General features: G+C 54.0%; 24 protein-coding genes. 12 read left to right on the forward strand and 12 right to left on the reverse strand.

Annotated features, from left to right (window positions below; all coding sequences use genetic code 11):
• Positions 1–230 precede the first annotated feature (230 nt).
• Positions 231–821, reverse strand: a complete 591-nt coding sequence (locus GS646_RS13075; RefSeq protein WP_171188405.1) for a TetR/AcrR family transcriptional regulator — start codon at positions 819–821, stop codon at positions 231–233.
• 241 nt (positions 822–1,062) lie between these two features.
• Between GS646_RS13075 and GS646_RS13080 the strand changes: the two genes are divergently transcribed.
• Positions 1,063–2,001, forward strand: a complete 939-nt coding sequence (locus tag GS646_RS13080; RefSeq protein WP_216600457.1) for an alpha/beta hydrolase — start codon at positions 1,063–1,065, stop codon at positions 1,999–2,001.
• A gap of 253 nt (positions 2,002–2,254) precedes the next feature.
• Here GS646_RS13080 and GS646_RS13085 read toward each other — a convergent pair whose 3' ends face one another.
• Complete coding sequence (locus tag GS646_RS13085) at positions 2,255–2,842, reverse strand: TetR/AcrR family transcriptional regulator (protein WP_371732084.1); 588 nt, start codon at positions 2,840–2,842, stop codon at positions 2,255–2,257.
• Between the two features lie 80 nt (positions 2,843–2,922).
• Here GS646_RS13085 and GS646_RS13090 point away from each other — a divergent pair, with 80 nt between their 5' ends.
• Positions 2,923–3,396, forward strand: coding sequence for a cupin domain-containing protein (locus GS646_RS13090; protein ID WP_171093398.1), 474 nt, complete (start codon positions 2,923–2,925; stop codon positions 3,394–3,396).
• A gap of 260 nt (positions 3,397–3,656) precedes the next feature.
• Here GS646_RS13090 and GS646_RS13095 read toward each other — a convergent pair whose 3' ends face one another.
• The gene (locus GS646_RS13095) at positions 3,657–4,298 is read right to left on the reverse strand and encodes a TetR/AcrR family transcriptional regulator (RefSeq protein ID WP_171188407.1); all 642 of its coding nucleotides are present in this window, start codon (positions 4,296–4,298) and stop codon (positions 3,657–3,659) included.
• A gap of 87 nt (positions 4,299–4,385) precedes the next feature.
• Between GS646_RS13095 and GS646_RS13100 the strand changes: the two genes are divergently transcribed.
• The 4 genes from GS646_RS13100 to GS646_RS13115 all read left to right on the forward strand — a co-directional run bounded on the left by GS646_RS13100 (position 4,386) and on the right by GS646_RS13115 (position 11,354).
• A complete protein-coding gene (locus GS646_RS13100) occupies positions 4,386–5,546 on the forward strand; it encodes an efflux RND transporter periplasmic adaptor subunit (RefSeq protein WP_171188409.1) in 1,161 nt (386 codons plus the stop codon).
• Between the two features lie 12 nt (positions 5,547–5,558).
• The gene (locus GS646_RS13105; RefSeq protein ID WP_171647857.1) at positions 5,559–8,702 is read left to right on the forward strand and encodes an efflux RND transporter permease subunit; all 3,144 of its coding nucleotides are present in this window, start codon (positions 5,559–5,561) and stop codon (positions 8,700–8,702) included.
• A 392-nt stretch (positions 8,703–9,094) separates the two neighbouring features.
• Entirely contained in the window at positions 9,095–10,432 is a 1,338-nt protein-coding gene (locus GS646_RS13110) for an adenylate/guanylate cyclase domain-containing protein (protein WP_171647855.1), read from the forward strand.
• Positions 10,433–10,697: 265 nt separating this feature from the next.
• On the forward strand, positions 10,698–11,354 hold the full coding sequence (locus GS646_RS13115; protein ID WP_171188415.1) for a class I SAM-dependent methyltransferase: 657 nt from the start codon (positions 10,698–10,700) through the stop codon (positions 11,352–11,354).
• A 239-nt stretch (positions 11,355–11,593) separates the two neighbouring features.
• Here the strand turns inward: GS646_RS13115 and GS646_RS13120 are convergent, their stop codons facing one another.
• The 3 genes from GS646_RS13120 to GS646_RS13130 all read right to left on the reverse strand — a co-directional run bounded on the left by GS646_RS13120 (position 11,594) and on the right by GS646_RS13130 (position 14,386).
• On the reverse strand, positions 11,594–13,156 hold the full coding sequence (locus GS646_RS13120; RefSeq protein WP_171647853.1) for a glycosyltransferase: 1,563 nt from the start codon (positions 13,154–13,156) through the stop codon (positions 11,594–11,596).
• Positions 13,157–13,187: 31 nt separating this feature from the next.
• Positions 13,188–13,622: a DUF1254 domain-containing protein gene (locus GS646_RS13125; protein WP_171678542.1), complete on the reverse strand. Its 435-nt coding sequence runs from the start codon at positions 13,620–13,622 to the stop codon at positions 13,188–13,190.
• 200 nt (positions 13,623–13,822) lie between these two features.
• Positions 13,823–14,386 (reverse strand): phosphohydrolase, encoded by a 564-nt coding sequence (locus GS646_RS13130; RefSeq protein WP_171647849.1) that lies wholly within the window; start codon positions 14,384–14,386, stop codon positions 13,823–13,825.
• Between the two features lie 55 nt (positions 14,387–14,441).
• Between GS646_RS13130 and GS646_RS13135 the strand changes: the two genes are divergently transcribed.
• Positions 14,442–15,065 (forward strand): TetR/AcrR family transcriptional regulator, encoded by a 624-nt coding sequence (locus tag GS646_RS13135; RefSeq protein WP_171188423.1) that lies wholly within the window; start codon positions 14,442–14,444, stop codon positions 15,063–15,065.
• A gap of 277 nt (positions 15,066–15,342) precedes the next feature.
• On the opposite strand, the gene GS646_RS13140 is transcribed toward GS646_RS13135, so the two are convergent.
• A complete protein-coding gene (locus GS646_RS13140) occupies positions 15,343–16,161 on the reverse strand; it encodes an NAD(P)H-binding protein (RefSeq protein WP_216600455.1) in 819 nt (272 codons plus the stop codon).
• A 47-nt stretch (positions 16,162–16,208) separates the two neighbouring features.
• On the reverse strand, positions 16,209–17,117 hold the full coding sequence (locus GS646_RS13145; RefSeq protein ID WP_171188427.1) for a haloalkane dehalogenase: 909 nt from the start codon (positions 17,115–17,117) through the stop codon (positions 16,209–16,211).
• A 127-nt stretch (positions 17,118–17,244) separates the two neighbouring features.
• Here GS646_RS13145 and GS646_RS13150 point away from each other — a divergent pair, with 127 nt between their 5' ends.
• Positions 17,245–17,847, forward strand: coding sequence for a TetR/AcrR family transcriptional regulator (locus tag GS646_RS13150; protein WP_171188429.1), 603 nt, complete (start codon positions 17,245–17,247; stop codon positions 17,845–17,847).
• A gap of 611 nt (positions 17,848–18,458) precedes the next feature.
• Here GS646_RS13150 and GS646_RS23235 read toward each other — a convergent pair.
• Positions 18,459–18,707, reverse strand: coding sequence for a DUF6629 family protein (locus GS646_RS23235; protein ID WP_371732085.1), 249 nt, complete (start codon positions 18,705–18,707; stop codon positions 18,459–18,461).
• Positions 18,708–19,439: 732 nt separating this feature from the next.
• Entirely contained in the window at positions 19,440–20,390 is a 951-nt protein-coding gene (locus GS646_RS13155; protein ID WP_171647848.1) for a GlxA family transcriptional regulator, read from the reverse strand.
• A gap of 162 nt (positions 20,391–20,552) precedes the next feature.
• On the opposite strand from GS646_RS13155, the gene GS646_RS13160 reads away from it, so the two are divergent.
• The 4 genes from GS646_RS13160 to GS646_RS13175 are packed head-to-tail and all read left to right on the forward strand — an operon-like array spanning position 20,553 to position 25,027.
• Positions 20,553–21,263: a GntR family transcriptional regulator gene (locus GS646_RS13160; protein ID WP_171188433.1), complete on the forward strand. Its 711-nt coding sequence runs from the start codon at positions 20,553–20,555 to the stop codon at positions 21,261–21,263.
• 7 nt (positions 21,264–21,270) lie between these two features.
• Complete coding sequence (locus GS646_RS13165) at positions 21,271–22,188, forward strand: dihydrodipicolinate synthase family protein (RefSeq protein ID WP_171188436.1); 918 nt, start codon at positions 21,271–21,273, stop codon at positions 22,186–22,188.
• A gap of 5 nt (positions 22,189–22,193) precedes the next feature.
• A complete protein-coding gene (locus tag GS646_RS13170; protein WP_171188438.1) occupies positions 22,194–23,690 on the forward strand; it encodes an aldehyde dehydrogenase in 1,497 nt (498 codons plus the stop codon).
• Complete coding sequence (locus GS646_RS13175) at positions 23,687–25,027, forward strand: FAD-binding oxidoreductase (protein ID WP_171188439.1); 1,341 nt, start codon at positions 23,687–23,689, stop codon at positions 25,025–25,027. The genes GS646_RS13170 and GS646_RS13175 overlap by 4 nt, the downstream gene beginning before the upstream one ends.
• Positions 25,028–25,037: 10 nt before the next feature.
• Here the strand turns inward: GS646_RS13175 and GS646_RS13180 are convergent, their stop codons facing one another.
• Both GS646_RS13180 and GS646_RS13185 read right to left on the reverse strand, forming a co-directional pair.
• A complete protein-coding gene (locus GS646_RS13180) occupies positions 25,038–25,772 on the reverse strand; it encodes an SDR family NAD(P)-dependent oxidoreductase (protein WP_171188441.1) in 735 nt (244 codons plus the stop codon).
• Positions 25,769–26,500 carry an SDR family NAD(P)-dependent oxidoreductase gene (locus GS646_RS13185; protein WP_171188444.1) on the reverse strand — a complete coding sequence of 244 codons (732 nt, stop codon included), beginning with the start codon at positions 26,498–26,500 and terminating at the stop codon, positions 25,769–25,771. Before GS646_RS13185 ends, GS646_RS13180 begins: the two co-directional genes overlap by 4 nt.
• Between the last annotated feature and the right edge of the window lie 2 nt (positions 26,501–26,502).

Genomic DNA, 26,502 nt, shown 5'->3' on the forward strand with positions numbered 1-26,502 from the left:
GGCGAATTCCCTGGCGTCTAAATGCAACACCCCGTGCATTGGACGAAATCCAACATCCGCTTTCCCCCGAAGAAAGGTTTCCATTGCACGTGCAGCGAAAGACCGCTTTCCGCCCATCCCGTCGAATGCTGCGCCGGACACCAAAGTCTGAGACGGGCTCGTAGCGGTCATTCGCTCCACTCGGCATGAGCATCCGCTTTGCGGACCTTCCTGTCTTTCGTAGTGACCGATCAAATGTCTGCTTTGTAGTGCGCCAAAAACATAGCTATGCAATCGTCCAGTACGTCTTTCGGTGTCGGGTTCTCGCCGAGGAAAAACTCCGGCCAGAAGAAAAAATTCTTCACAAGCGCCAGGAGTTGGTTGGTTGCGAAGGCGGGGTCGGCTTTTCGGATCACGCCTGCGTCCATGGCTTCGCCGATTAACCGCGTCATCGGATAATCGTGGGTTGCGCTCTCCGTGAAGAATTTTCGGGACCGGTCAAGATCGCGGATCAGCTCTGATAGGACCATTCGATTTAGTCCGATGGCTGTCTCTTCCGTGATCACCTGAACATAACGCCACAATGCATCCTTCAGTTGCTCGGCGAAGTCGCGAGCTGGGTCATAGGCCACCGGCTGCATACTCCGGTTCTGCTCCAACATGATCTCGGAGATTGCTTCGAACAGCGCCTCTTTGCTTTCGAAGTGATTGTAGAGCGTGCGACTCGAAACCTGCGCTTTTTTGGCAATTGAGGTTGTCGTTGCCCCAAGAAACCCCTGTTCACGGAACTCATCGATGGCTGCATCTATGATATCTTTTCGTTTCTTTTCAGTGCGTTTCATGGTTTAGCCTCAAAAGTAAAGGATGCTATTTACAAGCGGCGCCCTATAAACTAAGTAAACACCATCCTGTACTTTGGCAAGGCATGATGCCAGCCACCCGAGAAAGCGGAGCATGACCATGATCAACCTGTCACGACGCAACGTTCTCCAGACTGCCTCCGTCGCTTCCTTGCTGTCCCTCACGGGCTGGGGAGCAAACGCTAAACAAACCAAACAACCCTCTATCGAAGGACTTTCAGATATGGCCCTCACCGCTGGCAAAAACCAAGTAACTTTCAAATCCTTTGGCGTGGATTTGGCTGGCGATCTTTACCTTCCCGAAGGTTTTGATGCGTCCAAGAAATACAAGGCTATCGTTGGCGCCAGCCCGTTTCCGCAAGTGAAAGACCAAATTCCGGCGACTTACGGCCCGGAAATGGCCAATCGCGGTTTCATCTATCTGGGCTTCGACTATTTAGGCATGGGTGACTCCCCGGCGCTTCCCGGTGAGTTCATGAAGTCGCGTTACATGTTCCGGCTAATCGAAAACACCTGGGATGCGGTTTCCTATCTGGGCACCTTACCCTTCGTCGAAGAAATCCATGGCCTGGGCGTTTGCCAAGGTGGTTCGATCATCGCAGCGGCCGCTGTGACCGACCACCGGATTAAGAAAATCGCTCTGGTGTCAGGCATGATGGCGTCGGATGCGTTCCTTTGGACGGATCTGAACGGAGCGCACCAGATGATCGAGGGCGCAAACGCTTCGAAGCAGAAGATGTATGAAACCGGCGAACCGATCTATGTTGATACGTTCGGCCTGGATGACGATATTTCCCGCGAAGATTTCATCAAAGCGTCTCCGATTCCAACGATGGCTGAGCAAAGCTACGACTATTATGGCCGCACCGGGGCCAAAGGGCCGGTTGCAGTTCCGAACTTCTCGAACATGCATATCGCTGATCAGGCGATGCAATCCTCGTTTGCACTCGCTGAGCATTATGCTGATAAAATTGTGCAACCCACGCTGACTATCTACAGCAGCACGGCCTTCACAGCTATTTGTTCGACCGCATTCATCGAGAAATTGACAAATGATCACAAAGAGATGGCTTTTGACGAATTCAACCATGTGGACTTTTACTATAAGCCTGAGGCAGTGAAAGCATCGACTGACGCCGCGGCTGAGTTCTTCAACGCGTAAACTATTTGGTGGAGATCGTAGTAATATGACCTCCACCTTCGCCGACAAGAATGCAGACATTGGTACGACGCGCAGCATCCGTCACTCTGGGCTTGGTGCTGACGTTCGCGTGATTATCGCGAGCGACCGCTATGCGGACTTTGCGGACATCCGCATTTTTTCTCCAAAGGACCGCAGTTAGCCCTGAAACGGACGTTAAACGGGTGTCTATTTGCCAGTAGTTTTAAGTTAAAGTAGGCGTCTGAATCCTGCCTCAGTTTTTTGGCAAGTACCGATCCAACAGAGCGTCGACCAACCCTTCCTGAAGCTGGTAACCAGTTGCTTCGTCCACACGCAAAATATCTTCAAGAATGACAAGTTGTTCCATGCCCGTCGTCATGGACAATCGCTTCGACAGGTCATCGATTTCCTTCGGCTCCATCAATGGGTGAACTGGCGCAAGTGCTTCCGAAAAAGCCGCCACTCTTCTAGCACCACGCATTTTGACCGTTCCATCTTCAAGAGATGCCTTGAGTGATTCCGCCAGAAACTGCCGGAAGTGCGCCTCATGAATCCGAGAAAATTCCAGATAGTAACGCGCGACCACATGTACACGGCTCCTAACGTCATCCAGTCCCTCAAGAAGTTCCGACGTAGGCGTGACGTCAAGATCCAGCGTCGCATCTAAGGCTAAGACACTCGGGTCAGAAAAGTAGCGATAGACCGTCGCACGGCTGATTTTGGCGCGTTTAGCGACTTTTGCCAGCGTGACTTCCTTGCCTTCCGACATCAGGTCACGTGCAGCCGAAAGAAGTACTTCTCGCGTTCGGTTGATTTGATTTGTACGAGGCGCCAATTTCAAGCCTTTTGTGATACACTTGTCTCATAAGTAGATATATGTATCATAAGAGAGGTATGTTTCAAGTAAAGGGAGTCGCAGTAATGACTGAATCTCGCCCGCGAATTTATCATCTTCTTGGGAACCTTTTGACCTTTCATGCCTTTCCCAATGAGACAGGAGATCGTTGCACAATTGTTGAGATAAAGACGGCACCTGGTGCCGGTGCACCACCCAATCATCATGCTGGCGAAGATGAGAGCTTCTATGTGCTCGATGGTGAATTCGAGTTCTTTTTGAATGGTGAGACAGTCAACGTCAAATGTGGTGACTTCGTTAAGGTTCCAGACGGCGCAGTGCACGCCTTTACATGCACCGGAGAGCGGCCTGGCCGGCTACTTTGCATCAACGCCCCCGGCGCGATGCATGACACTTTCTTTACTGAAGCCGGTGAAACAATGCCTGATGGCACGACCGATATCCCAGCGCCAGATGGACCACCAGACATTCCGGCGATCATGGCCGTAGCGGACCGAGTGGGAATGACAATCCTGGCGCCAGCGGACGTTCCCAGCTAACGAACGCGCGTGCATAGCTCCGGGTTACGAAACGGAGGCTTTGGTACAAAGCCTCTGCCGTACACCTTACCTTGTAATACTGGCTCAACCCGAAGCCGACATTCACGACGAGACCTTGCGCTTCTGGATAGCGGACATTCGCGGCGCTTTCCAAAAATGTCTTCTACGTGAACCAAAGCAATCGTTTAGGCGCAGGCGCGATAGCGGCATAGATCGTCTGCTATCAGTGCTTGGTTGAGTTCGTTTTGGCGTGAGAACGCTCAACTCAGCATTCTTTCCGAAACGTCCTCAAGAAGGGCATGAAGATCGAACTCTTCGCCTTTTTCCGCAAGCCCTTTGTCATGCAGAATGAACGACAGCCCGTGCACGAAACTCCACAACAAAAAACCACGGCGGCGAACTTCGTCTGTGATTCCCGGTTCACCGAGACACTTTGCTACTTCAGTCAAAAGAATCCCGAAGCTTTGCTGGCCGCCTTCCTCCAGTCGGGGGTCCGCAATACGGTCTGTGAAGCCGCCAAATTTCAGTCTGAAGATTCCGGGCTCATTTAACGCGAAGGCAATATACTCCATTCCTATGGCAGTAAGGCGCTCGGGAGATCCTTCAGGAACACCTTCCAGCGCGGCAAGCATTTTGTCTCGGTGCCGATCCATTCCTTCAAGGACAGTGGCAACCAGCATTTCTGTCTTGTCTTTGAAGTGCTTGTAAGGTGCCGCGGTTGATACGCCCGCGCGTCTGCACGCCTCGGATACAGAAAAACTGTCCGGACCTTTTTCTTCAACCAACTGTCGGGTTGCTTCGATCAGTGCAGCGCGGAGATCGCCGTGATGATAGGCTTTCTTGCTGACGGAAAGACCAGCCGCTTGTTTGTTTGTCGGACGATTTTTTTCGGTGCTGCTCATGATCCAACATGTGCCAGATCACGTATCTCTTGTCAAAGTGAGAACTTCTAACATATGTTAGAGACGCTAACTTGATGAGGTCCCCAAATGCCGAATCCTGCAAATTCATCTACTGAAGCGACCAAACCGAGCCCACTTGCACGTGTGTTGCGCGGCACTGTGCGCCTGGGAGTGACCGTCAGTTTTATAGCTGTTGCAGCGGCCGCCGTTTATTTTGGCGCATCCGAGCTCACCCGTAGAGCGGACGCTGTACCCGCACCGGATGCCGCCGCTGTGACACCCGTGTCCGTGACACCGATCACGTCCGAGAGCGCTTACACAGTCGACCGTGTATTCATCGGGCAGGTCGAACCTCAGCGTTCGGCAGATATCTCTTTCGAACTGAACGGGACGCTGGATCAAATTCTGGTCGATGAAGGTGATGAGGTTGCCAAGGGTCAACTTCTTGCGACACTGGACATCGCACTGCTGGAGGTCGAACGCGACCGTCTGACAGCATCACGTGACGCCATTGCAGCCCAACTTTCATTTGCAAAGAAAACGGTCGAGCGAAACGCGAAACTAATTGAACAAGGCTTTACCAGCCAAGCCCGTTTGGACGAGGCCGTTTCTCAGCAGGATGAATTGCTATCCAGGATTGGCGAGTTAGATGCGGCCTTGCGTGATGTGACCGTTCGGATCGAGAAATCCAGTATCGAGGCTCCGTTTGCCGGTCAAATAACCGCGCGACACGTGGATGGCGGTGAAACTTTGCGCTCGGGCGAGTTGGTTCTGGGTATGGTCGAGGTCGTGTCGCCGCAGGTTCGGATAGGTATCCCTCTCGATATTGATCCGGCGCTGCTGACTGACGTTGAAATCGAAATTGCAGGTCAAAGCTATCAGGCTGAGCTTGCAACTTTACGGCCCGATATTGACCCGGTGACCCGAACCCGCACCGCGCTGTTCGGTTTGAAGAACGCGCCGGACGTTGCTTTCGGACAAACCGCACGTGTGCATGTACTCGATCCCGTCCAAAGTGCGGGGACCTGGGTGCCTACAACATCTCTGAAGGAAGGAACGCGCGGGCAATGGACATTGCTCGTTGCCGACGCGCAAAAAACTGTGCGGCTAGCGGCGGTCGAAGTGCTGCATGCCGAAGACGACCGCGTCTTTGTGCGTGGCGCGTTTCCGGACGGCACCGTCCTGATCGATCAGGGGCCGCAGCGAGTCAGCGTTGGTCAACGCGTTGCCTTCAACACTGGCGAGTAACGGAGCGATCTGATGGAAACCCTTACCTTTCGCCACCCCAGGCTGGTTGCCCTAATCGTTTTAGTGCTTGTATCCGCAGGTCTGTCTTCGTTCCTGTCTCTTGGGCGACAAGAAGACCCTACGATCACCAACCTCTTCGCAACTGTAAAGACACAGTTCCCGGGTGCAGATCCAGAACGGGTTGAAGCGCTGGTCACTGCAGAAATCGAAGAAGAAATGCGTAAAATCGCCGAGGTGGATGAGATCAGTTCAGTCTCCCGCTCGGGTGTGTCGGTCGTTTCGGTAGAATTGCTGGAAACGCTAGACGAAGCCACCATTGAGCAGGTTTGGGCCGAGGCTCGGGATGCCGTCGAAGATGCGCGCCAGAACTTTCCGGCAGGAGTTTTGCCGCCGGAATTCGATGCCGAGGGCATTTCTGCCTATTCTGCGGTCATTGCAGTTGCGGCCGAGGATCCAGACTTTCCGTTAACTTTGCTGTCACGTCATGCTGAAGCACTGGGCGACAGATTGCGTGCGATACCTGCCACGCGAGCAGTGGACTATTTCGGTCAGCCGAAAGAAGAGGTGCTCGTAAGTGTGGATATGGACAAGGCCGCTGCGCTTGGGCTTGGCGCTGCCGAGATTTCCCAGCGGATCGCCGAAGCAGACGGAAAGGTTCAGTCTGGGCGGTTGCAATCTGATGTCGACCTGACCATCGGCGTCAGCGGAGAAATTGAGAGTTTGGATCGCATTCGGAGCATCGTCCTGCGTGAAAACGCAGGCGATGCCGTGGTGAAGCTCGGAGATATTGCAAGCGTAGACCGTGGCGCACGCGAACCGCAGTCCTCAATCGCGTTTGCCAACGGAAAGCCCTCCGTTTTGGTCGGGATTCTGGCGCAGGACGGCGTACAGATCGACCGTTGGACAGGCTTCCTTCGGGATGAGCTTGATGCCGGCGCCGCGTCGGTACCTTTGGGCATGCAGGAAATACTGCTATTTGATCAAAGCCAGTACACGGCGGATCGTTTGTCAGAGGTTGGGGTCAACATGGCCATTGGCGTGGCTCTGGTCGTGGCAGTTTTGTTTGTTACTTTAGGGGTTCGGGCAGCCGCGATTGTGGCTTTGGTTTTGCCGGTTGTCTCATTGGCGACCCTGGCGACGATGAACATGATTGGATTGCCAATTCATCAGATGTCTGTGACCGGACTGATTGTTGCCCTCGGACTGCTCGTTGACGCAGCCATCGTGATGACCGATGAAATCCGACGTCGTCTGCAGGATGGGATGGAGCGACTTGCAGCCGTACGAGATGCTGTTCGCAGGTTGGCCGCGCCACTGCTGGCATCGACCGTGACAACGGCGCTTGCCTTCACGCCGATGATATTGCTGCCGGGACCCGCAGGCGATTTTGTCGGCGCCATCGCTATCGCCGTGGTTCTTATGCTTGTCTGGTCCCTGGTTGTGGCCTTGACTGTGACTCCGGCGATTGCGGGCTGGCTACTGTCCGATCGCCCAGACGCAGGAATGCTGAGCCGCGGTATCAGCATCCCGCCACTTGCCCGTATGTTCGAGGCCTCAATTCGATTGTCTGTTGCTAATCCTGTGCGATCCATCGCGTTGGCATTGATCTTGCCGGTGCTTGGCTTTGCGGCCTTTCCAACGCTGACCGCGCAATTCTTCCCAGGCGTCGACCGCAACCAATTCTATATCGAAGTCGATATGCCGGGTGGAACGTCAATTGCCACCACCGAAGCAACCGCCCGCCAGATCGATGAAATGCTGCTGGCTGACGACGGCGTCAAAAGTGTCTACTGGACCGTCGGAGAGTCCGGCCCGGCATTCTACTACAACATCGTTGGAAACCGCTCACGCGAGCCTGGGTTCGCACAAGCTATGATTACGACCGACACGGCCGACGACGCCGCCCGCCTTGTTGGAACGTTGCAGAGTCGTCTGGATACTGGCTTTCCTGACGCGCAGATCATCGTTCGCAGTCTTGTTCAGGGCCCTCCGGTCGACGCACCGGTTGAAGTCAAAATTCAGGGGCAGGACATCACGGTATTGCGTGATCTGGGCGACGAGGTGCGTTCAGTCATGGCCAATCTCGATCTGGTAACCCAGGCGCGCGCCAGCGTGAACGGAGGCAACCCTCAAATCCGGTTCGAGATTGATGAGGTCAAAGCGCGTCTGCTGGGACTGGACGTTGCGGATATAGCTGGTCAGCTGGACACGGCGCTTGTTGGCATCACCGGTGGATCACTGATCGAAGGGACTGAACAGTTGCCGGTGCGCGTTCGCTTAGGTGACGAGGTGCGGTCAGATCTAAGCGCGATTTTCAGTATGCCTATCCTACTGCCAAATGCAGCTGCGATATCTGCGACTGGAGCCTTCCCAGCGGTACCGCTGTCGGAATTGGCCAAGCCCGTGATTGAACCGGCAGAAAGCGTAATAACTCGAACGGACGGTACGCGCGAAAACACTATTCAGGCGTTTGTTGTACCCGGTATTTTGCCCGAAGAGGCGTTGCAGGACGTACTAGAAGCACTTGATGCGTCCGGGTTTGTGTTGCCGCAAGGCTATTCGATGTCCTTAGGCGGCGACAGTGATGCCCGATCTAACACCGTTGGCAATCTGCTTGCCTCTGTTGGTTTGATTGTGACACTCTCCATCGCGACCATCGTTCTGACCTTTAACTCGTTCCGGCTGACCCTTGTGACCTTGGTCGTGTGCGTGTTGTCTGCAGGCCTTTCAATGCTGTCGCTGGCCGTTATGCAATTCCCGTTCGGAATTACGGCGATCATCGGGGTCATCGGATCGATCGGGGTTTCGATCAACGCGGCGATAATCATTCTGACCGGGTTGCAACAAGACGCTGACGCAAGCCAAGGTGACCGAGCGGCCATGGCGCGCGTTGTGACTGGTTCAAGTCGGCACATCATCTCGACAACAATCACAACCTTTGGCGGCTTCCTACCCCTGATCATAGCTGGAGGAGCATTTTGGCCGCCATTCGCCGTTGCAATCGCCGGGGGCGTACTGTTGTCGACTGTTGTATCCTTCTATTTCACCCCACCCGTGTTTGCGTTGATGTATCGTGGCAAGCTCAACAAACCGCTTGAGGCAAACAATCAACATTCCCAGCCTCAAGAAGCAATTGTCACGCTTGTAGCAGAATGAGGATTGAGACTACTTCGCTTTGCGAGGTGGTATGTTTCAAATCCCTCGTTGTTCGAAGCAAGGTTCAATTTCTGCTATGGGCAGCACGCTGAACTCTGCAAAGTCTGGTTTCTGCGCTTTGCTGTCGTTAGCGCGGGCTGCAGCACCCGGTAACTTTGGGGCTCGATGCGGTCATCGACTGCACTCGGCATGAGCGGCTGCTTCGCCGGAAATGCAGACCTCCAGTTTTTACATGATAATTATAATCCTTACATGACGCAAGTTGCGCTCAACCAAAGAGATCATTGACCGATAGGCCAAACGAACTTCAATATGATCATGCGCTGGCTCCGTCGCGAACCACATTGAAATTATGGGCGGAGGATTGGCCAGAGAACGACTGGGAGGGGCGCATGACTGCCAATGTGGAGACCCTTTTCACCGAAAGCGACGGGCTATCCATCGCCTATCAAGTTTGGGGCGATGGGCCGCGCAATCTTGTGTTGGTCCCCGGAATGATTTCGCATCTGGAAGCGTCCATGGAAAATCCGGGCTACCTGCAGTGGATGACAGCGCTCAGCTCGGTGGGAAGATTGGTGACCTTCGACAAACGCGGCAACGGCATGTCAGACCGCATTCAGGGGACACCAACCCTTGAAGAGCGCGTCATGGATATAGAGGCTGTGATGGATGTCACTGAAATGACCTCAGCCACGGTCATTGCTTTCTCCGAGGGGGCTTCACTTGCCTGTGTCTATGCCGCGATGCGCCCCGAGCGCGTCGAACGTCTGGCTTTGTGCGGCGGGTACGCTCAAGGCCGTCTTACTCGCGGTTACCTGACCCCCGAAAGCCTTAAAATCGCGTTGAAGCAGTTTCGCGAGAATTGGGGGAAGCTCTATAAACCTCACCCATTCTCGGCTTTTGGCCCAAGTGAGGACGATGTTGAAGCTCAGGAAGCATGGGCGCATTTCCAAAGGATGAGCGCGACCCCTATTACAGTCGCCAACCTGTTCGAATTGGCTGCCCGGATAGATATCCGGGAATTGCTGCCTTCTATTTCACAACCCACTTTGGTTATACATCGCGAATTTGAAGAACCCAACGGGGCTGATTGCGCCAAGGATTTTCTGCGTTTGATGCCATCCACTGAATACAAAACCATACCCGGCCACGAGCATGTGCCATGGGAAGGCGACGTGGACAGCTATGCGGCCGCACTCGTCGAGTTTGTCACCGGCGAAGCATCGGCGACGATCCAACCCAAGCGCACCCTTGCTACCGTTCTGTTCTCAGATCTCGTCGCGTCCACCTCACAACAAGCACGTATCGGTGATGAGAATTGGCGCGACCTTATGAACCGCCACGATGACGTCTGCGCAAACCAGATCTCTCGACACGGTGGTCAACTGGTGAAATTCACCGGCGACGGCGTGCTGGCGACGTTCAGTTCTCCTACAAGTGCGCTGGCCTGCGCTGGTTCGTTACGTGAAGCGTTGTCTGCAATCGACCTTAACGCACGCTTCGGCGCTCACACAGGTGAGATTGAAATTCGCGGCGAGGATATCAGCGGCCTTGGCGTGGTCATAGCCGCTCGAGTGATGGGCCAAGCCCAGGAAGGACAGGTTCTGGCATCCGATCTCACGCGGCAACTGATGCTTGGTGCGCCGTTCGAGTTTCAAGACTGCGGTGAGCACGAGTTGAAGGGCGTTCCAAATTCTTGGAGACTGCACGCGGTCAGCCCTACGAACTAAACAACTTGGAACCCTGGCCTTGCCTACTGGTCTTAAACACGGAATCCGATTGTCGGCTTTGGAGCTCGGTGCGGCCATTCGCCGAAATGTCGCGAGCGACCGCTACACGGGCGAAGCTACCGATCAGCTATTGGTCGGTTCGTAAGGTTGCGGCACTCCAAACGAAACTGGCGACCTTTAGAGACCCGAAGTGCTTTTCCATTGGTATTTCAGTACCAACGGTGGCATCGTCCATTCTCGAAAATGACAATAACTCGAGGTAAAAATGGGCGACGGCTACCTGCATCGATACTTTCTGAATAATGGCGACAAACGCCTGCACAAGTGGGTGCACTACTTCGACATATATGAAAAACACTTTGAGAAATTCCGTAGTCGCCCCATACGGATGCTCGAAATTGGCGTTCACGGTGGCGGTTCGCTAGAGATGTGGCGCGACTATTTTCACAACGAATCACAAATAGTTGGTATCGACATCAACCCCGAATGCGAGAAGCATGCCGCCAATAACATAGATATTCATATAGGGAGCCAAGACGACAAGAAATTTCTCGAGGAAGTATCTGATAAGTATGGAGGTTTCGATGTTGTTCTTGACGATGGCAGCCACGTAAACTCCCACGTTATTACGACGTTTGGAACCCTTTACGAGCGTGTTTCGGCTCATGGGACATACATGGTGGAAGACATGCACACGTCGTATTGGCCAAGATTTGGAGGCGGGTTGGGAAAGGAAGGTACTTTCATTGAGTATGCGAAATCAAAGATTGATGAGTTGAACGCTCAACATGTTCGAGGCGATTTCGAAACGACAGCCTTTACACGCCAAACCGATAGCATAACTTTTTACGATAGTATGGTCGTGTTCGAACGACGGCCCCAAGGTCGACGGCAAGACTTGGTTACTCGTTCAATGAAATAAGCCAGAGCTGTTTTGCTTCCCTTATCATACTCGCTAGGGAATAATTTCTACAAGGATTTCGAAACGCAAGTTAAGGGGCTCTGGGTTGTTCGCATTATTTCACACTGCTTAAAAAGTCTTATAGGCTGCCTTGCGAACTAGATTACTAACCCATGGAATTACGGAGAGAAATTGGCTTTGAACCGAAAGGTAGCCTGTTGCATTAACAATTGTTTGAACATGCAGCCAATCCAACGTGCTCAAAGTGCGTTTATTCGTTCAATAATTGTAGCCGCTCTTGCATCAAAAGAGTGTCTATGGCGCATTTGATGAGCAAAGGCGATCCTTTCGATGCGACGGTCAATTCTTTCATCCCGTGCGGCTACAATAGCTTCCGCGAAATCGGTCTTGTCCCGGACGATGTATAGATAAGGTTTGATGTCCTCAGGAAACCAGCCTACGTCGTCCGTTATAACCGGAGTTGCGCACGCAAGCGCATCAAATATTCTATTTGATGGTATACCAGCGGAACACATAGTTGGTGTGTGATCGTTTAGAACCGCGGATGCAGAGCGATAAACACTTGGTAGGTCTTCGTTCGGTACCCTTGCGCTCACAAGCAGTTTGGAGGCGTCAGTATGTTCCCAACCGTTTCCCCACAATCGGATATCACATTGAGTTTCTAGTGCGTATCGAACCATTGGGCGGCCGCTTCGGGCGATACCGACGAAAACGGCGGATCCGCGATCCGTCACTGTCTTTGGTGGCACCATCCTTTTAGGGTCGAAGGCTTGAGGGAGCAGCGAAGTTCTCTCCAACTCGACGTGAGATGCGACATCGTCCAGCGCAGGTTTCCCAGCTACGAAGAAATGATCTCCCCCGGCTATCTCTCTTTTGCTTAGTCCTGGTTTGGACATCAGCCAAAAAAGCGTTCGCCGACCCGGTACGGGCGCATATTTCGCGCCTCCCCTCAACACCAAATCAATCTCGTCGGGCGTTTCAACTACATCCCAGTGTTTTCTCGTCTGAACACGGGCGCGATGTCCTGCGCGTTGTAGAGCCTCCATCAGAGCAACTCCAAAATGGTAATCGCCCCAGCGGTTCTGAACCCGAGGCCGTGGGACTGGCAGTTTTATTGCCAAGTTAAAACTCTCGTTATTGTTGATCCACGGACATTTGGAAGTTGGAGTAAGCTCAAAGCTGTTAACTGTTGCTTCACAGTCAGATCTATCGCCGTATACACTGCAGATTTCATTGTATTTTTCCTGCAAAACTCTATTCGTAGGATCTAGTTTTTCCACTACAATTATGCCGGTTGGTGCCGCGTCATAAAGTTCCAATTTTAGATCTGGGCGATATTCCCGAAGGATGGGAACAATCTTCCAGACATCACCTGTCCAGTCACGTGTTTCAACTGTGCTCCGGTCGCGATTCGCCATGTTTGTCGTCCAAGGCAGAAAGTTCTTCATGACGATTCTGCCCTCAGGTGCCATTAGTCGCTCGGAATTCATGAAGTCGCGCAACAGAACTTCAAATAGATGCATGCCGTCCAAAAATGCGAGGTCGAATCTGGCACCTGTATTTGCAATGAAACTTGACGAAAAAAAATCGTCACTGGTTTGTTGCATGAGGAACAGTTGTTCTTTTCCCTTCAATACATTGCGTTTCAGTCGAAATTCTGGATCAACCGCCACTGAGTTTGTTTGAGACAGTGTAAGACTACGTCCAGTCTGCGTTCCTATTTCCAAATACCAGTTCGGCTTCATCCGTCGATGCAAACCGGCCAGTACCTCTGTATAGGGATGTCCTTTTGCTTTGCGCATTCCCACTCCATGAAACGTGTCTCTGCGACATCTAAATAACTTGTCGAAGAAGGCTACAACCTATGCGTTTCGAGGGAAACTCTCCCCGTGTAGTTAAAAGCGGAATGTTCACGTAGTGATCATAGCCTGTCATCACGAGCGAGACTTCGTTGGAGCCGAAGGCGGGCATCTCGAGGACCATCGGTTCATGCCGCAGATCGAGCAAGGCGTCGATGTAGAGCGTGTCGTTGTTCGGCCGCGCTGTGTTTTCGTCCTTTAGGGTCGTGTCCGCCTGTACCGTGTTGAAGCCGCCATGATCCGCCGCAATCTTATTGTTCACTTTGCACATCGCGACGTACTGGAAGGATTGCTCCACCATGTTGCGCAGCGCCGCATTATCTGGATCGACGATCGGGGCAAAAGTGGACGGAGTCATCGCTACAAGGAGCGCTCCAAAGGCCGCTAGTAGAAGGGATTTGTTGAACACTGCATATCTCCCATGATGCTTTTTTTCGCTGGGAATATCGAAATGTGCACTAATTTCTCTGGTGAGAAAAAAAACGTGCATCAAGCCGAATTGGAAGGGCCGCTTCGGGCTCGAAACAGCCATTCGCTACAGCTTGCATGAATGTCTGCTCTGCGGACAAAGCGAACTTTCGCCGCGGCTGCGCCAATGAGTGCTTTCAACTACCACTTGAACACGTGACGTAGGACGCGGAGGTTGCCGCTTAGCTTGTTGCCTCCCAAATCCCTGGCAAGCCTTTGCAAGACGTCGCCAAAACCATAGTTCGGGATTGCATCTTGCACGGCCTTCACTTGCGCCCGCGTCAAACCTTTACGAATTCTGCCATCGGTCGCATCGACCCAATCGCCCTTGCGAACGGCTTCTACGATACGCTGGTTTGGGCCGCGGTAAGGGAAAACCTTGTGATGCCAGTGGATCGCATCCCGCAGCAATTGAGGATCAAACCCCCAGCCATATTTCTCGTTATCGGCCAAGGCATGTTCTTCAGATGGTTCCAGATATGCAAGCTCGTTCTCTGTCCAGAGGCCAATGTCGTGGTAAACAAATGCGGTTTCGACCAAAGGTCTTGCTTCTTCGTCGCCATCAAGAAAGTGCATTGCATAGGTGATCACACGATACACGTGACCCCGATATGCCGGATAATCGTCGCCAATGATGTCGCGGTAAGGGGCAAACAGACTTTCTACACTATCACTATGATCGATAATATGAAGCTCATCGGGCATCTTACAGCCTCGCTTGGAATTGGTTGGCATAAGTTGTAATCAGGTGATTACAATAATGGGCGAAGATAAGTCAACAGGTGATTACTTGAGTGTTGCATTAAACCAGCCAAAGATGTCTAGCGCGAAGCAGCGCAACCCATCCGCAACCAAAAACGCTCTGCTTGATGCAGCGCGAACAGAATTTCAGCGGGCGGGGTATGAGGCGGCGAGCACACGCAATATCGCGTCGGATGCCGGGTGCAATGCCGCGCTCATCAATCGTTACTTTGGCTCGAAGATCGGCTTATTCGAAGCTGTCATGGAGGAATGTATTGATCTTGACCCCCTTCACGGCCTGTCACCAAATGAGATGGTTGAGGCATTGGCTGACATCGCCTTGGGCAAAGCTGATCCAACGGGTGGCTTTAACCCTATGGTCGTCGCTATCAAGTCTTCCGGTTCCGAGGAAGCGCAGGACGTTATTCGCAACAAGCTCGGTAACCCGATGGTCGAGCAACTTGCTGCTTTGATCGGCGGTAAGGACGCTGATCAAAAGGCTGGAATGTTACTCAGCATCGTCTCAGGAATGTTCGTTGGTCGTGTTTCGGTGGATGCTGATGCTCTTTCTGCAGAACACGACGATGCCTTGAGAACGTTACTAGGTCAGGCGATGACGGCCGTGTTGTTGTCAGAGACGTAGAATACGTCTGGTGATTTGATATTCTGCTTCAAAGGGGCCATTCGCGCATGGCGCAGCATTTGGAAAAATGGGCTCCGGGCAATCACCTGAGTGTTTTTATCTAATGACTGCTAAGCTCCGCTTAAAAGTCGTTCGGTAACGCAAATCCGATTTTTTTTGCTTCCAATGACCGCTTCCAGCGATTGCAGATGCTGGTGAAAAAACCGTCTATGACCGCTCTGCGGACGGAGCGGACATTCGTCTTGTGCCGCAAGAGGTCTGACTATTGTCATAGTGATTAAGGCCAACACCCGACCGCATTTGCTGCTTCCGCAAATTGTCGGAAGCTTCTGGGTTCACGGCCCATAGAGCGCTGAAGGCCATCTGAAGTGCTAGCGTTTTTCCCATCAAGTATTTGCGCAACAAGCTTGGCAACAAATTCAGCATCCGCATTCGGAAACCCAGCGGCGATCAGCGTGGTTTCAAACTCCTTGGGTGTGATTGTTTTGTAAGTAATGTCTCGCCCGGTCACGGCCGCAATTTCCGCCACCGCTTCGTCCCAAGTGAGCAAGTCAGCGCCGGTGATTTCATACACTTGTCCGCCGTGGCCCTCCTCCAATAGGGCTGCAACAGCTACGTCCGCTACATCTTCCAGATCAACCCACGGCTCCTTTTCGCCGGAGTCGGGAGCCGAGACCTCGCCAGTAAGAACGCTTTCAAGGAACCCGCCTTCGCTGAAGTTTTGCATGAACCAACTGGGTTGAAGGATTGTCCATTCAAGAGAAGAGTCCTTGATCAATTGCTCGCACGCCTGAGCGCGCGCCTCGTTGCGCTCTGACAGCATGACGACACGGTGAAGCCCGGCCTCTTCCGCGGCTTTGACAAAGGCAGCAATTACGCCGTGGGCGGAGGGCACAGCGAGGTCTGGAGAATAGGCGACGTAAGCCGACTTTATTCCCGCTAAAGATGCCTGCCATGTTTCAGGGTTTTCCCAATCAAACGGAATAGCGCTTCGCCGTGTTCCGTATCTTACGGCCAAACCGCGCGCCTCCAGTCGCTTCGCGACCCGTTTCCCTGTTTTGCCGGTGGCACCGATGACGAGGATTTCATTGCTCATAAATCTCTCCAGCATTTCGATTTCGGTTTTTCGTTCAACGTGCGAAGTCAGGTCTTGTTTAGACCAAAATGGGTCAAGGCGCGTTCAGCGATCAAAAGCCCTGCCGCTTCCTGCACGAAGTGTCCGCCTTCAGGAATTTCCAGTGGGTCCGGACAGCCCTTGATGAACGTGCGCAGGTGGTTCATCACGTATGGGCCGAGCATTTCATCCTTCATGCCGATGGCCATGAAGCTCTCGCCGTCCCACTCAGACGACCAGAACTGAGCCGCTTTCTGCGAAGTATCCACGCCGGGCGCATCCATGGTGCGTGCGATCAAATGGGGGAACTGACGAACACCGGCTTTGTAGGTTGCATCCGGGAAGGGTGCGGCATAGGCAGCCGCTCCGGCCACCGAGATGCTGGGTTCATTCTTTTGCATGATGAACTCTATAGGAACGTCCGGATCAGAGTCGATGTCCGCCTGCCACGCGTCGAAGGCCGGCATATCGACAGGGCCTGCCATGAGCCCCGTGTTCATGATCAAAAGCCGCTTGAACCGCTCTGGCATTTCCATAGGCAGCGTAAGGCCAAGCACACCACCCCAGTCCTGCACTACGAGTGTAATGTTGCGCAGATCGAGACGCTCGATCAGTGCCAGCATGTAGTCGCGATGGAAGTGGAAGGAGTAGATCTCATCATCAACGGGCTTGTCGGACTTGCCAAATCCCAGCCAATCCGGCGCGATGACACGTGCCCCAGCACTGACGAAGACCGGGATCATCTTTCGATAGATGTAGCTCCAGCTGGGTTCACCGTGCAGACAGAGGAACACCTCCTGCGCTTCAGTACTCCCTTCGTCTACGTAATGACCGCGAAATCCTTCGTAGCCGGGCAGGTCATCAACGTAGTGCGGTCGGAAAGGAAACTCCGACAGTCCTTCAAAATGGATTTCCGGTGTGCGCAAAGCTTCGATCATGGGGATTCTCTCAATTTGGTCAAGTGACCAAACGTACTAGGTCACTTGACCAATTAGATCAATCCCTTAATTTGTGGAGCGAGAAAAAGAACTGTAGAAATACGTAAGAGGGACTTAAAAATCTAAGGTGGATCAAATAATTACAGCCAGAAACAGATCAGCAAAAGAAGCGCAGATTCTGGAATGCGCGCTCAAACTCTTGATCGAGATAGGGGACGCAGGTCTTACGATGCGCCGGATCGCCGATTGCGCCGGTATGCGATTGAGCAACGTGCAGTACTACTTCAAGTCTCGCGACGATGTTCTCATCGCAATGGTCGCGCAATACTTCGACGAATGTGCGAAAAGCCTGCAAAAAATGACTGAAGAAAGCATAGCGGAGAGCGAACGCGAACGCGTCCGGTTTCTCGTGACCGCAGGTCTATCGCACGGTCAGCAGATTAGCGACATGTGCCGCGCATTCCGCGAGATTTGGGCGATATCAAGCAGAAATGAAATCGTTGATAACTCCCTAATGGATTACTATCGCCGCTTTGCAGATCTCATGGCGGAATATGCACTTAGCGACGAATTAGACACGGCTGATCGTGAAAAAGTGAAGGCCCTCTTAGTTCCTTATTTCGAGGGATATTCCGTGACAGCGCGATCTTTGGCTGTGGAAAACAATGTTGTCGAGGACATGATAACGGATATTGTTTTAAGTCTGGTGAAGGATGACATTCGCAAATAGCACATAGCTTCTGGAAGAATAGAATCCCGACATTTGCCATCCGTTCAAACTCTGAGAACGAAAGTAGCGACTGCTTTGGGCTCAACCCGGTCATCTGACAAAAACTGTCGGATGACGGCTTTCCAGCGAAACCCCCTGCCCGCACTTAAACGCATTTTTCAAAATGTCCCTCAACCTTTGGCAGCCCCACCTAAGCGGTCTACCTCCCAATAGTGAAACTTTAGAACGAAGTAGATGTAGGCAGACAAACCTGCCGCAACGAAGCACGAGATTGACGTGAAGGCATGAGAAGCAAAGAAGAACCCCAAAGCAACGGAAACGACAATTAAATACCCAAAACCTCGTAAGCCTTTATCGCTCGATCCCACAAGCGGAACGCAGATCACCAAAGCGTAGAAAACACGTGCAAAGTTCCTCGTAGTTTCGGAAGGGAACGTTTCTATGTTTTCATCCTGAATGGAGTGTTGCGCTAGGCCAATATCTAGGTTTGCTGGTGACAACAACACTGGCAAGTAAAGCAACAAGCCAAGGCAAAAACCAATTCCGCAAATCCCTTGGAATATGAGCCTGCGACGCCGGTCACTTTCAATCGAAGCCGCGGACAGTGGAACTCAAAACGGCCAAAAGAAATAGGCAAAGAAGAGAAACGTCAACGCAGCTGCCGAAGAAGGGTTCGCCGACGGGTTATCAATGGAAACCCACAATAAGCCTTCGGACAATTGCTGAATTCCAAAGAAAAGTGGAAAGCTGGCTAGCGGAAGAAATCGTTCGCTCATTTGCAACGCCAAACGTATCGTAAGACCACTGCAGGCTATGATTGCTGCACCGGCTACAAAACTGGCTTGTGATGAGAAACACAAGCTTAGACCACCTTTACCGTTTTAAATAGCTGAAGTACGTTGAAGCAAAGAAAACTTTTCATTCCGAAGTACTAGCTTGTGCTGGCTAAAAGCGGCATTGTCTGTTGTCTGGCCAACTATTTAGGAAACGGTGCTGTCAGGTAAATCCGGACCAGTCAAATCGGACCAACCAGCGGAATGTTTGTCGTTCTGCACCGACGATCTCAGCGACCGGGTCTGCGAAGAAGTTGGTTAAAAAGTTAAGTGTCTCTATGTTTTCTTCCGATATACCAAGGAATGCCGATAGCCTGCACCACGCGGATTTTCGGGCTCGTCTTTTGACCTTCTTCCCCATGCTGTTTGTCTTGACCAACGAAATCGCTCCGGCCTTGAGTTTTTGCAAAGACCGTATTCACACCATTGTTCAAAAGGGTTTTTACGAGTGATTGAGCGCGGTGAAACCTGTGTTTTCCTGCGGGCTCTCGACCTCTCGTGAGAGACCCGAAGATCGAAAATAAGGCAAAGATTAAGGAATGTGGGCACAAGAAACTCATCGATGACAAGTTCTGGTGATAGTTATGCCAATATCGCTATCTATTACTGCATCATCCTGTCGATCTGTTGACTAGTCCGGTTTTAATGAGGGGGTATCTCGGCAGGGTTAGGGGGATGCCCGCTCTGGTCCCTTTTTGGACCGGGTAAGTGCGGCATCCCCTGCCGTATCAGACAGCAGAATTCTTACGCAAACGGTACTCAGTCGATCTTGTTGCGCTGCGCGTGCGGTGTGACGCCAAAGCTGGACCGGTACACACGCGAAAAGTGACCGGGATTTTCGAACCCGCACGCGATGGCGATCTCGGTAACCGAGGCCTCGGTTTGCAGCAGCAGCTTCTGAGCCCGCTCCAACCGCATCTCCATAAAATACTTCTTGGGTGACGTATTCAGATACTTGCCGAACAAGCGTTCAAGCTGCCGAGTGGAAATTCCAAGCTCTTCGGCAATGAAGGACGGTGAGACGGGGGTTTCTATACTGTCCTGCATGATGTTGATCGCCTTGGCGAGATGCGCGTTACGCATGCCATTGCGCGATTGCAGCGATACCCGCTGTTTCGCCGTTGCATTGCGCACCGCATTGTAAACCATCTGATCGGCCACATCGATTGCCAGCTCTTCGCCATGGTCACGCTCGATCAGGTGAAGCATCAAGTCTGCCGTTGCAGTACCGCCGGACGCGGTAATGTGCTTTTCGTCAGCCACAAACACGCTGCGGACCAGATTAACTTCGGGAAAAGCTTCCATGAAAGCGTCGTGGTATTCCCAGTGGATCGCAGCCTGCATACCGTCAAGAAAGCCGGCCTCGGCCAACACCCAGGCACCCGAGCAAAGAGCCCCGATCGGCGTGCCGCGGGCGCGTTCGCGCCGCAGGGTAGCCAGCAAAGGGCGCGTGACATGCTTGCGCATATGGATACCCGACAGAACAAAAAGCTGGTCACATTTGGTCAGGCTTTCCAGTCCGGAATGCACCAATGTGACTGACCCGTTGGAACACACAGCTTGTTCGCCCTGCTCGGACACGAAGTTCCAGCTATAAAGGTCTTCGCCGCTTACAAGGTTTGCAATGCGCAGCGGTTCGACCGCGCATGAGAACGCGAGGTGCGAGAACTCTTCAACCAAGACAAATGTGATGTGCCGCGTTTGTGGCATAAGCTGTACCGTTTTGAATTTGGGTCAGCACCCAAATGTGAGTCTATTTTGCAGGCGCCCATGCTGCACGAATTTTTTTTGTGTACAAGTTGTATTTTTCTGGAATACACAACAACCACCGCACACGATTCGAGCGCAGCGCAGAAAGAACGGATTCAGGGAATGAAAGACGAAGCCAAATCGCGTAAAGCCGCATTACAAGAGCATCTGAAATCATCCATCCTAACGCTGCGCCTGCAGCCAGGCACAGATCTGGACGAAGCGCATTTGTCCGACGAATTTGGTCTGTCACGCACACCGCTGCGCGAGGTCTTCAGGCAATTGGCCGGAGAAGGCTATCTTGACCTGCGAACAAACCGCAGCGCGCGGGTATCCGAGATGTCGTACACCACGCTGCGTGATTTCTTTCTTGCTGCCCCAATGGTGTACGGCGCAATCCTGCGTCTGGCGGCGGTGAACGCTAGCCCTGCGCAAATCGAAGCCCTTAAAGACGCACAGCAAGCGTTCAAAACGGCGCTGCGCAAGGGCTCTGGCGAAGACCGAGCACTTGCCAACAACCGTTTTCACGATGTGACCGGCGAAATGTCCGGTAATGTCTACCTTCTGCCGTCGTTCAACCGGCTGCTGATCGATCACGCAAGGATCGGTATGACGTTTTATCGCCCGCAAAGCGGTGAAATGTCGGAAAACCTGTCTCTTGCCAGCCAACAGCATGACGCGATCATAGCGGCTATCGAGGCGCGAGATGAAGCCGCTGCCGCGAAGCTAGCCGAAGATCACTGGAACCTGTCACGCGATCAAATTGAAATGTTCGTGATGCCTGACGCGCTGGATGTCCCAATGGGCGTCCCGCCCCTTTCGAAACCTGCATGAGGACGGAATGAACCCGATTTTCAAGTTTGAGGGTATCTATACCCCTGTGGTCACGCCCTATCACGACGATAGCAGCGTAAACTGGGACGCCCTGTCCGACGTGATCGAATACCTGATCGAGAACGGCGTGCATGGTCTGATCTCCGGCGGATCGACCGGTGAAAACTATGCCCAGACCGTGGAAGAACGGCTGGAGCTGGCCAAATTCACTCATGAGAAGCTGAACGGCAGACTGCCGTTGGTGGTTGGCACAGGCGCGATGCTAACGTCGGACTCGATTGCTTTGGCATCGGGCGCACGTGAGATTGGCGCAGATGCGATCCTGCTGGCCAGCCCGCCCTACTCGGTGCCGACCGACCGGGAAAATGCGCTGAACGCGTTAGCCATCGACAAGGCCGCCGATCTGCCCGTAATGCTTTACAACTATCCCCACCGCACCGGCACGATGATGGGAGAGGAGTTCCTTGACCGTGTAGGCCGCAGCCGAAACTTCTGCGGCATCAAGGAAAGCTCGGGCGATATTAACAGGGTGCACCTGTTGGCGCGGGACTATCCTCACATCCAGCTGGGCTGCGGAATGGACGACCAGGCGCTAGAGTTCTTCGCCTGGGGCGCGCCGTTCTGGGTCTGTGGCGGGTCGAACTTCCTGCCTGCCGAGCATGTGGCGCTTTACAATGCCTGCGTGATTGAGGGCGACTTTGCCAAGGGCCGCCGCATCATGTCCGCGATGATGCCGCTGATGCGGGTACTGGAACAGGGTGGAAAGTTCATCCAGACCATCAAGCATGGCGTGACTATGAACGGGATCGATGCGGGCGCCATGCGGCCTCCGCTGAAGGGTCTGAACAAAGACGACAAACGCGCGTTGGAACAGGTGACGCGTGTGCTCAAGAAGACAATCGCTGACATTGTGGCTGAAGGGTAAGAGACATGGATCTGCTGACACAGGACGAATACAAATCCATCGCCGCAGGCTTGACGCTGCCCACAGGCGCTTTCATCGACGGTGCATTCCGTCCCGCGATTTCGGGTGAGACCTTTGAGACAGTGAACCCAGCCACTGGTGGCAAACTGGCGGATATCGCGTCTTGCGGCGCGGCGGATGTGGACTTTGCTGTCGAAAAGGCGCGTGAGGCGTTTGACGATGGCCGTTGGTCCAAGCTGCATCCGAGCGAACGCAAGGATGTGCTGATCCGGTTGTGCAAGCTGATGACCCGCAATGCGCGCGAGTTGGCGGTGATGGAAAGCATCGACAGCGGCAAGACCATCTTTGATTGCGAAACCGTGGACGTGCCCGAGACGATCCACTGCCTGAAATGGCACGCCGAGGCGATTGACAAGATTTACGATCAAGTCTCGCCCGCCAGCGACGATCACATCGCCATGGTGGTGCGCGAACCAATTGGCGTTGTCGGCCTGGTGCTGCCCTGGAACTTCCCGCTGCTGATGCTGGCGTGGAAAATCGGGCCTGCTCTAGCGGCAGGTTGCTCGGTCGTAGTGAAACCAGCGGCTGAGACAACGCTGACCGCCCTGCGTATGGCCGAGCTGGCGATGGAGGCTGGGTTGCCGTGCGGCGTTCTGAACATCGTTCCGGGTGGCGGCGCAGAGGTCGGTGAACCCATAGGGCGGCACATGGAAATTGACATGGTCTCCTTCACCGGCTCGACCGTGACCGGCAAACGGTTCCTGACCTATTCCGCAGATAGTAACGCCAAAGAGGTGGTGCTGGAGATGGGCGGCAAGAACCCAGCCATCGTTATGGATGATGCTGAGAACCTCGACCGTGTGGCCGCGCACGTGGTGAACGGCGCGTTCTGGAATATGGGCGAGAACTGCTCGGCCTCGTCGCGTCTGATCGTGCACAAGGATGTAAAGGCAGAGTTGCTGGAGCGCATCGCGCATCATGCCAAACAGTGGAATATCGGCGACCCTCTGGACCCGGAAACCCGCATGGGCGCGCTGGTCAGCGAAGGGCATTACAACAAGGTCTGCGGTTATCTGGATCAGGCCGAGAACGTGGTGATCGGCGGTAAAGCAAACAAAGGCTTTGTCGAGGCTACGGTGGTCGAAGTACCTGGCAATGACGCCACGCTGGCGCGAGAGGAGATATTTGGCCCGGTCTTGTCAGTGATCGAAGTATCGGGCTTTGACGAAGCCATCAAGATCGCCAATGACACGGACTATGGCCTGTGTGCCTCGATCTTCACGGCCAACGCCAAGCGTGCCATACGCGGTGCGCGGGCCATTCGGGCTGGCACTGTGACGGTCAACAGCTTTGGCGAAGGCGACATCACCACGCCATTTGGCGGCTACAAGCAGTCTGGCTTTGGCGGTCGCGACAATTCGGTCCACGCCCATGATCAGTACACCCAGTTGAAAACCATCTGGATCGATCTGGCCGATGACGCAGACGAGGCCGTGGATTGACGCGGTTCGAGGCCAAAAGACTACCCCGGCAGACAGGTCCGGCGGGATGGAATGCCATCCTGCCGCCTCAGACACCTCTGCCGGAGCTGGACAAGGACCTGACCGCCGAAATCACCATTGTCGGCGGTGGGTTTGCCGGGCTCAGCACCGCGCGGCGTCTGCATCAACTGGATCCGTCACTCAAGATCGTTCTGCTGGAAGCGGGCCGATTTGCGGATGGCTCTGCGGGGCGGAATTCGGGCTTCATGATCGACCTGCCCCATGATCTGGCCTCGGACAACTATGCGGGCGATGCGTTAGAGGCGGATCGTGCTGCCATTGCGTTGAACCGCAAGGCCATAGCTTTTGCGACCGACGCGGCCTCGGAACGTGCTCTGCCGCAAGAGATGTTCGACCCTTGCGGTAAGTACAATGCCGCTGCCACCAGGGCGGGCGACGCGCATAACCGCGAATTCGCTCAGCACCTGACGAAACTGGGCGAGCCGCATACGCTCTATGACCAGCAACAGATGCAAGAGATCACGGGCAGCCCGCATTACACCTCGGGGCTTTACGCGCCGGGTACAGTGATGATCCAGCCCGCAGCCTATGTGCGGGCGCTTTCAGCCCAATTGGCTGAACGGATTGACGTGTTCGAGAACTCGCCCGTCACCAGTTTCGAAAAGCAGGGCGTAGGCTGGGTGGTCAACACCGCCAAGGCCAGGGTCAGCACCGGGCGGATCATTTTGGCCAATAACGGCCATCTTGAAAGCTTTGGCTTCTACCAACGACAATTGATGCATATCTGCCTTTACGCCTCAATCTCGGCCCCGTTGACTGAGGCACAGATCAAGACGCTGGGCGGTCAATCGCGCTGGTCGGTAACACCGGCCGATCCGATGGGCACATCGGTGCGACGCATTTCCGGCAGCTACGGTGATCGCATCCTAATCCGCACCGGTTCCAGCTTTCACCCGACACTTGAGACCACTACGACGCGGATGCGCAATGCTGGCCGGGTACATGACCGCAAGTTCAAGGAACGTTTCCCGCACCTGCCAGACGTCAAGATGGAGCACCGCTGGGCCGGAATGCTCTGCCTTAGCCGAAATGGGTCCGCAGCGTTTGGGGAGCTTGAAAACGGCGTATTTTCGGCCTGCTGTCAGAATGGCCTGGGCATCGCCCGAGGAACCCTGCAGGGCATGGGTATCGCGGAACTGGTGATGCAGGGCGGGTCGGAAATCGCAGATCACTTTCTAGCGCAGCCGGACCTTCCCAGATTACCGCCCGAGCCATTCGCCTCGCTTGGGGCGAACAGCTACCTGTTCTGGAAAGAATGGCGATCCGGCAAGGAATGATGTGTCGGCGTCAGGGCAAGCTGAGCTTGGCCATACGCCCGCCATCCACCGTGTAAACCTGCCCGGTGATAAAACCCGCATCTGCTGACGCCAGAAAGGCGACGAGCGCTGCAACCTCTTCGGGTTGCCCGGTCCGGGCCACAGGGTGGATTTTGGCAACGTCACGACGAAATGCAGCGGGATCGGGCATGGATTCAATGAAATCCTCGTTCAGATCGGTATCGATCCATCCGGGTGCCACGGCATTGCAGCGAATACCTTCAGCCCCGTGATCCACGGCGACGGCGCGGGTCAGACCATGCAGACCCGCTTTGGACGCGCAATAAGCCGCGTGACCGGGATTGCTGCCCAAACCTTCAATAGACCCGGTGTTGACGATGCTGCCACGGGTTTGACGCAGATGCGGCAGCGCGGCTTTGATCATCAGGAAAGGTGCGGTCAGGTTGACCGTCAGATTGCGATGCCAATCCTCAAGGCTCATGTCTTCGACCAAGGCTTCCTGCATCATACCCGCGTTGTTGACCAACACATCCAGGCGCCCAGCATCGGAAATCACTTCACTGACTACCTGTGCAGGGCTGGCGGGGTCGGTGAAATCCGCTGCGATGCCTTGAAACTCGCTGTCTTCTCCTCGTTGCGCGGTAAAGACCTGCGCGCCTTCATCCCGCAACCGACGGGCAATGGCCTGACCGATACCGCTGCGCCCGCCTGTGACCAGCGCCACTTTTCCCTCGAACCGCTTCATGAAACGGGCTTCCCTCCGTTGATCTCAACCAGCGTACCGCAAACATAACGCGACGCGTCCGAGACGAGGAACATGATGACGTCTGCAATATCCTCGGGCTCGGCGATGCGGCCCAGCGGCACGGTTTGGCCCAGCTCGGCCACGGCTGTATCGGGATCAAAGCCGCGCCTTTCAAAACCCGAGCGCAGCATAGGCGTATTCACCTCATTCGGGCATACAGCGTTGATGCGGATACCCTGATGGGCATGGTCCATACCCATACATTGGGTCAGGGACGCAATGGCCGCTTTGGTCATGCAATAAACGGCGTGATTGGGACCGGGGCGCAGCCCCCAACAAGACGCGGTGTTAACGATAGCGCCCCCTCCTGTTTCAGCCATGATCGGGATCGCCGCGCGACAGATACGAAACGGGGCTTCGACATTGACGCCCAGTGACAACGACCAATCCGCATCCGACGTGTCAGTGACAGACCCGCGTGTGATGACACCTGCGTTGTTGATCACGATATCGAGCCCGCCCAGCGCAGCCGCCGCCGCCCTAGGCAATTGGTCGGCATAGTCTGGATCAAGCAGATCGCCGGGCAGATGCGCTTCGGCCTCAATGCCATCGACCGACCGGTCCGCAACCGCGACCCGCGCACCAGCTTCGCGCAAACGCTCAACGATTGACGCCCCGATGCCTCCTGCCGCACCAGTGACCAAAGCCGATTTTCCATTCAGGTTCATGA

This window comes from Ruegeria sp. HKCCD4315 (assembly GCF_013112245.1).
Taxonomy (GTDB): Bacteria; Pseudomonadota; Alphaproteobacteria; order Rhodobacterales; family Rhodobacteraceae; genus Ruegeria.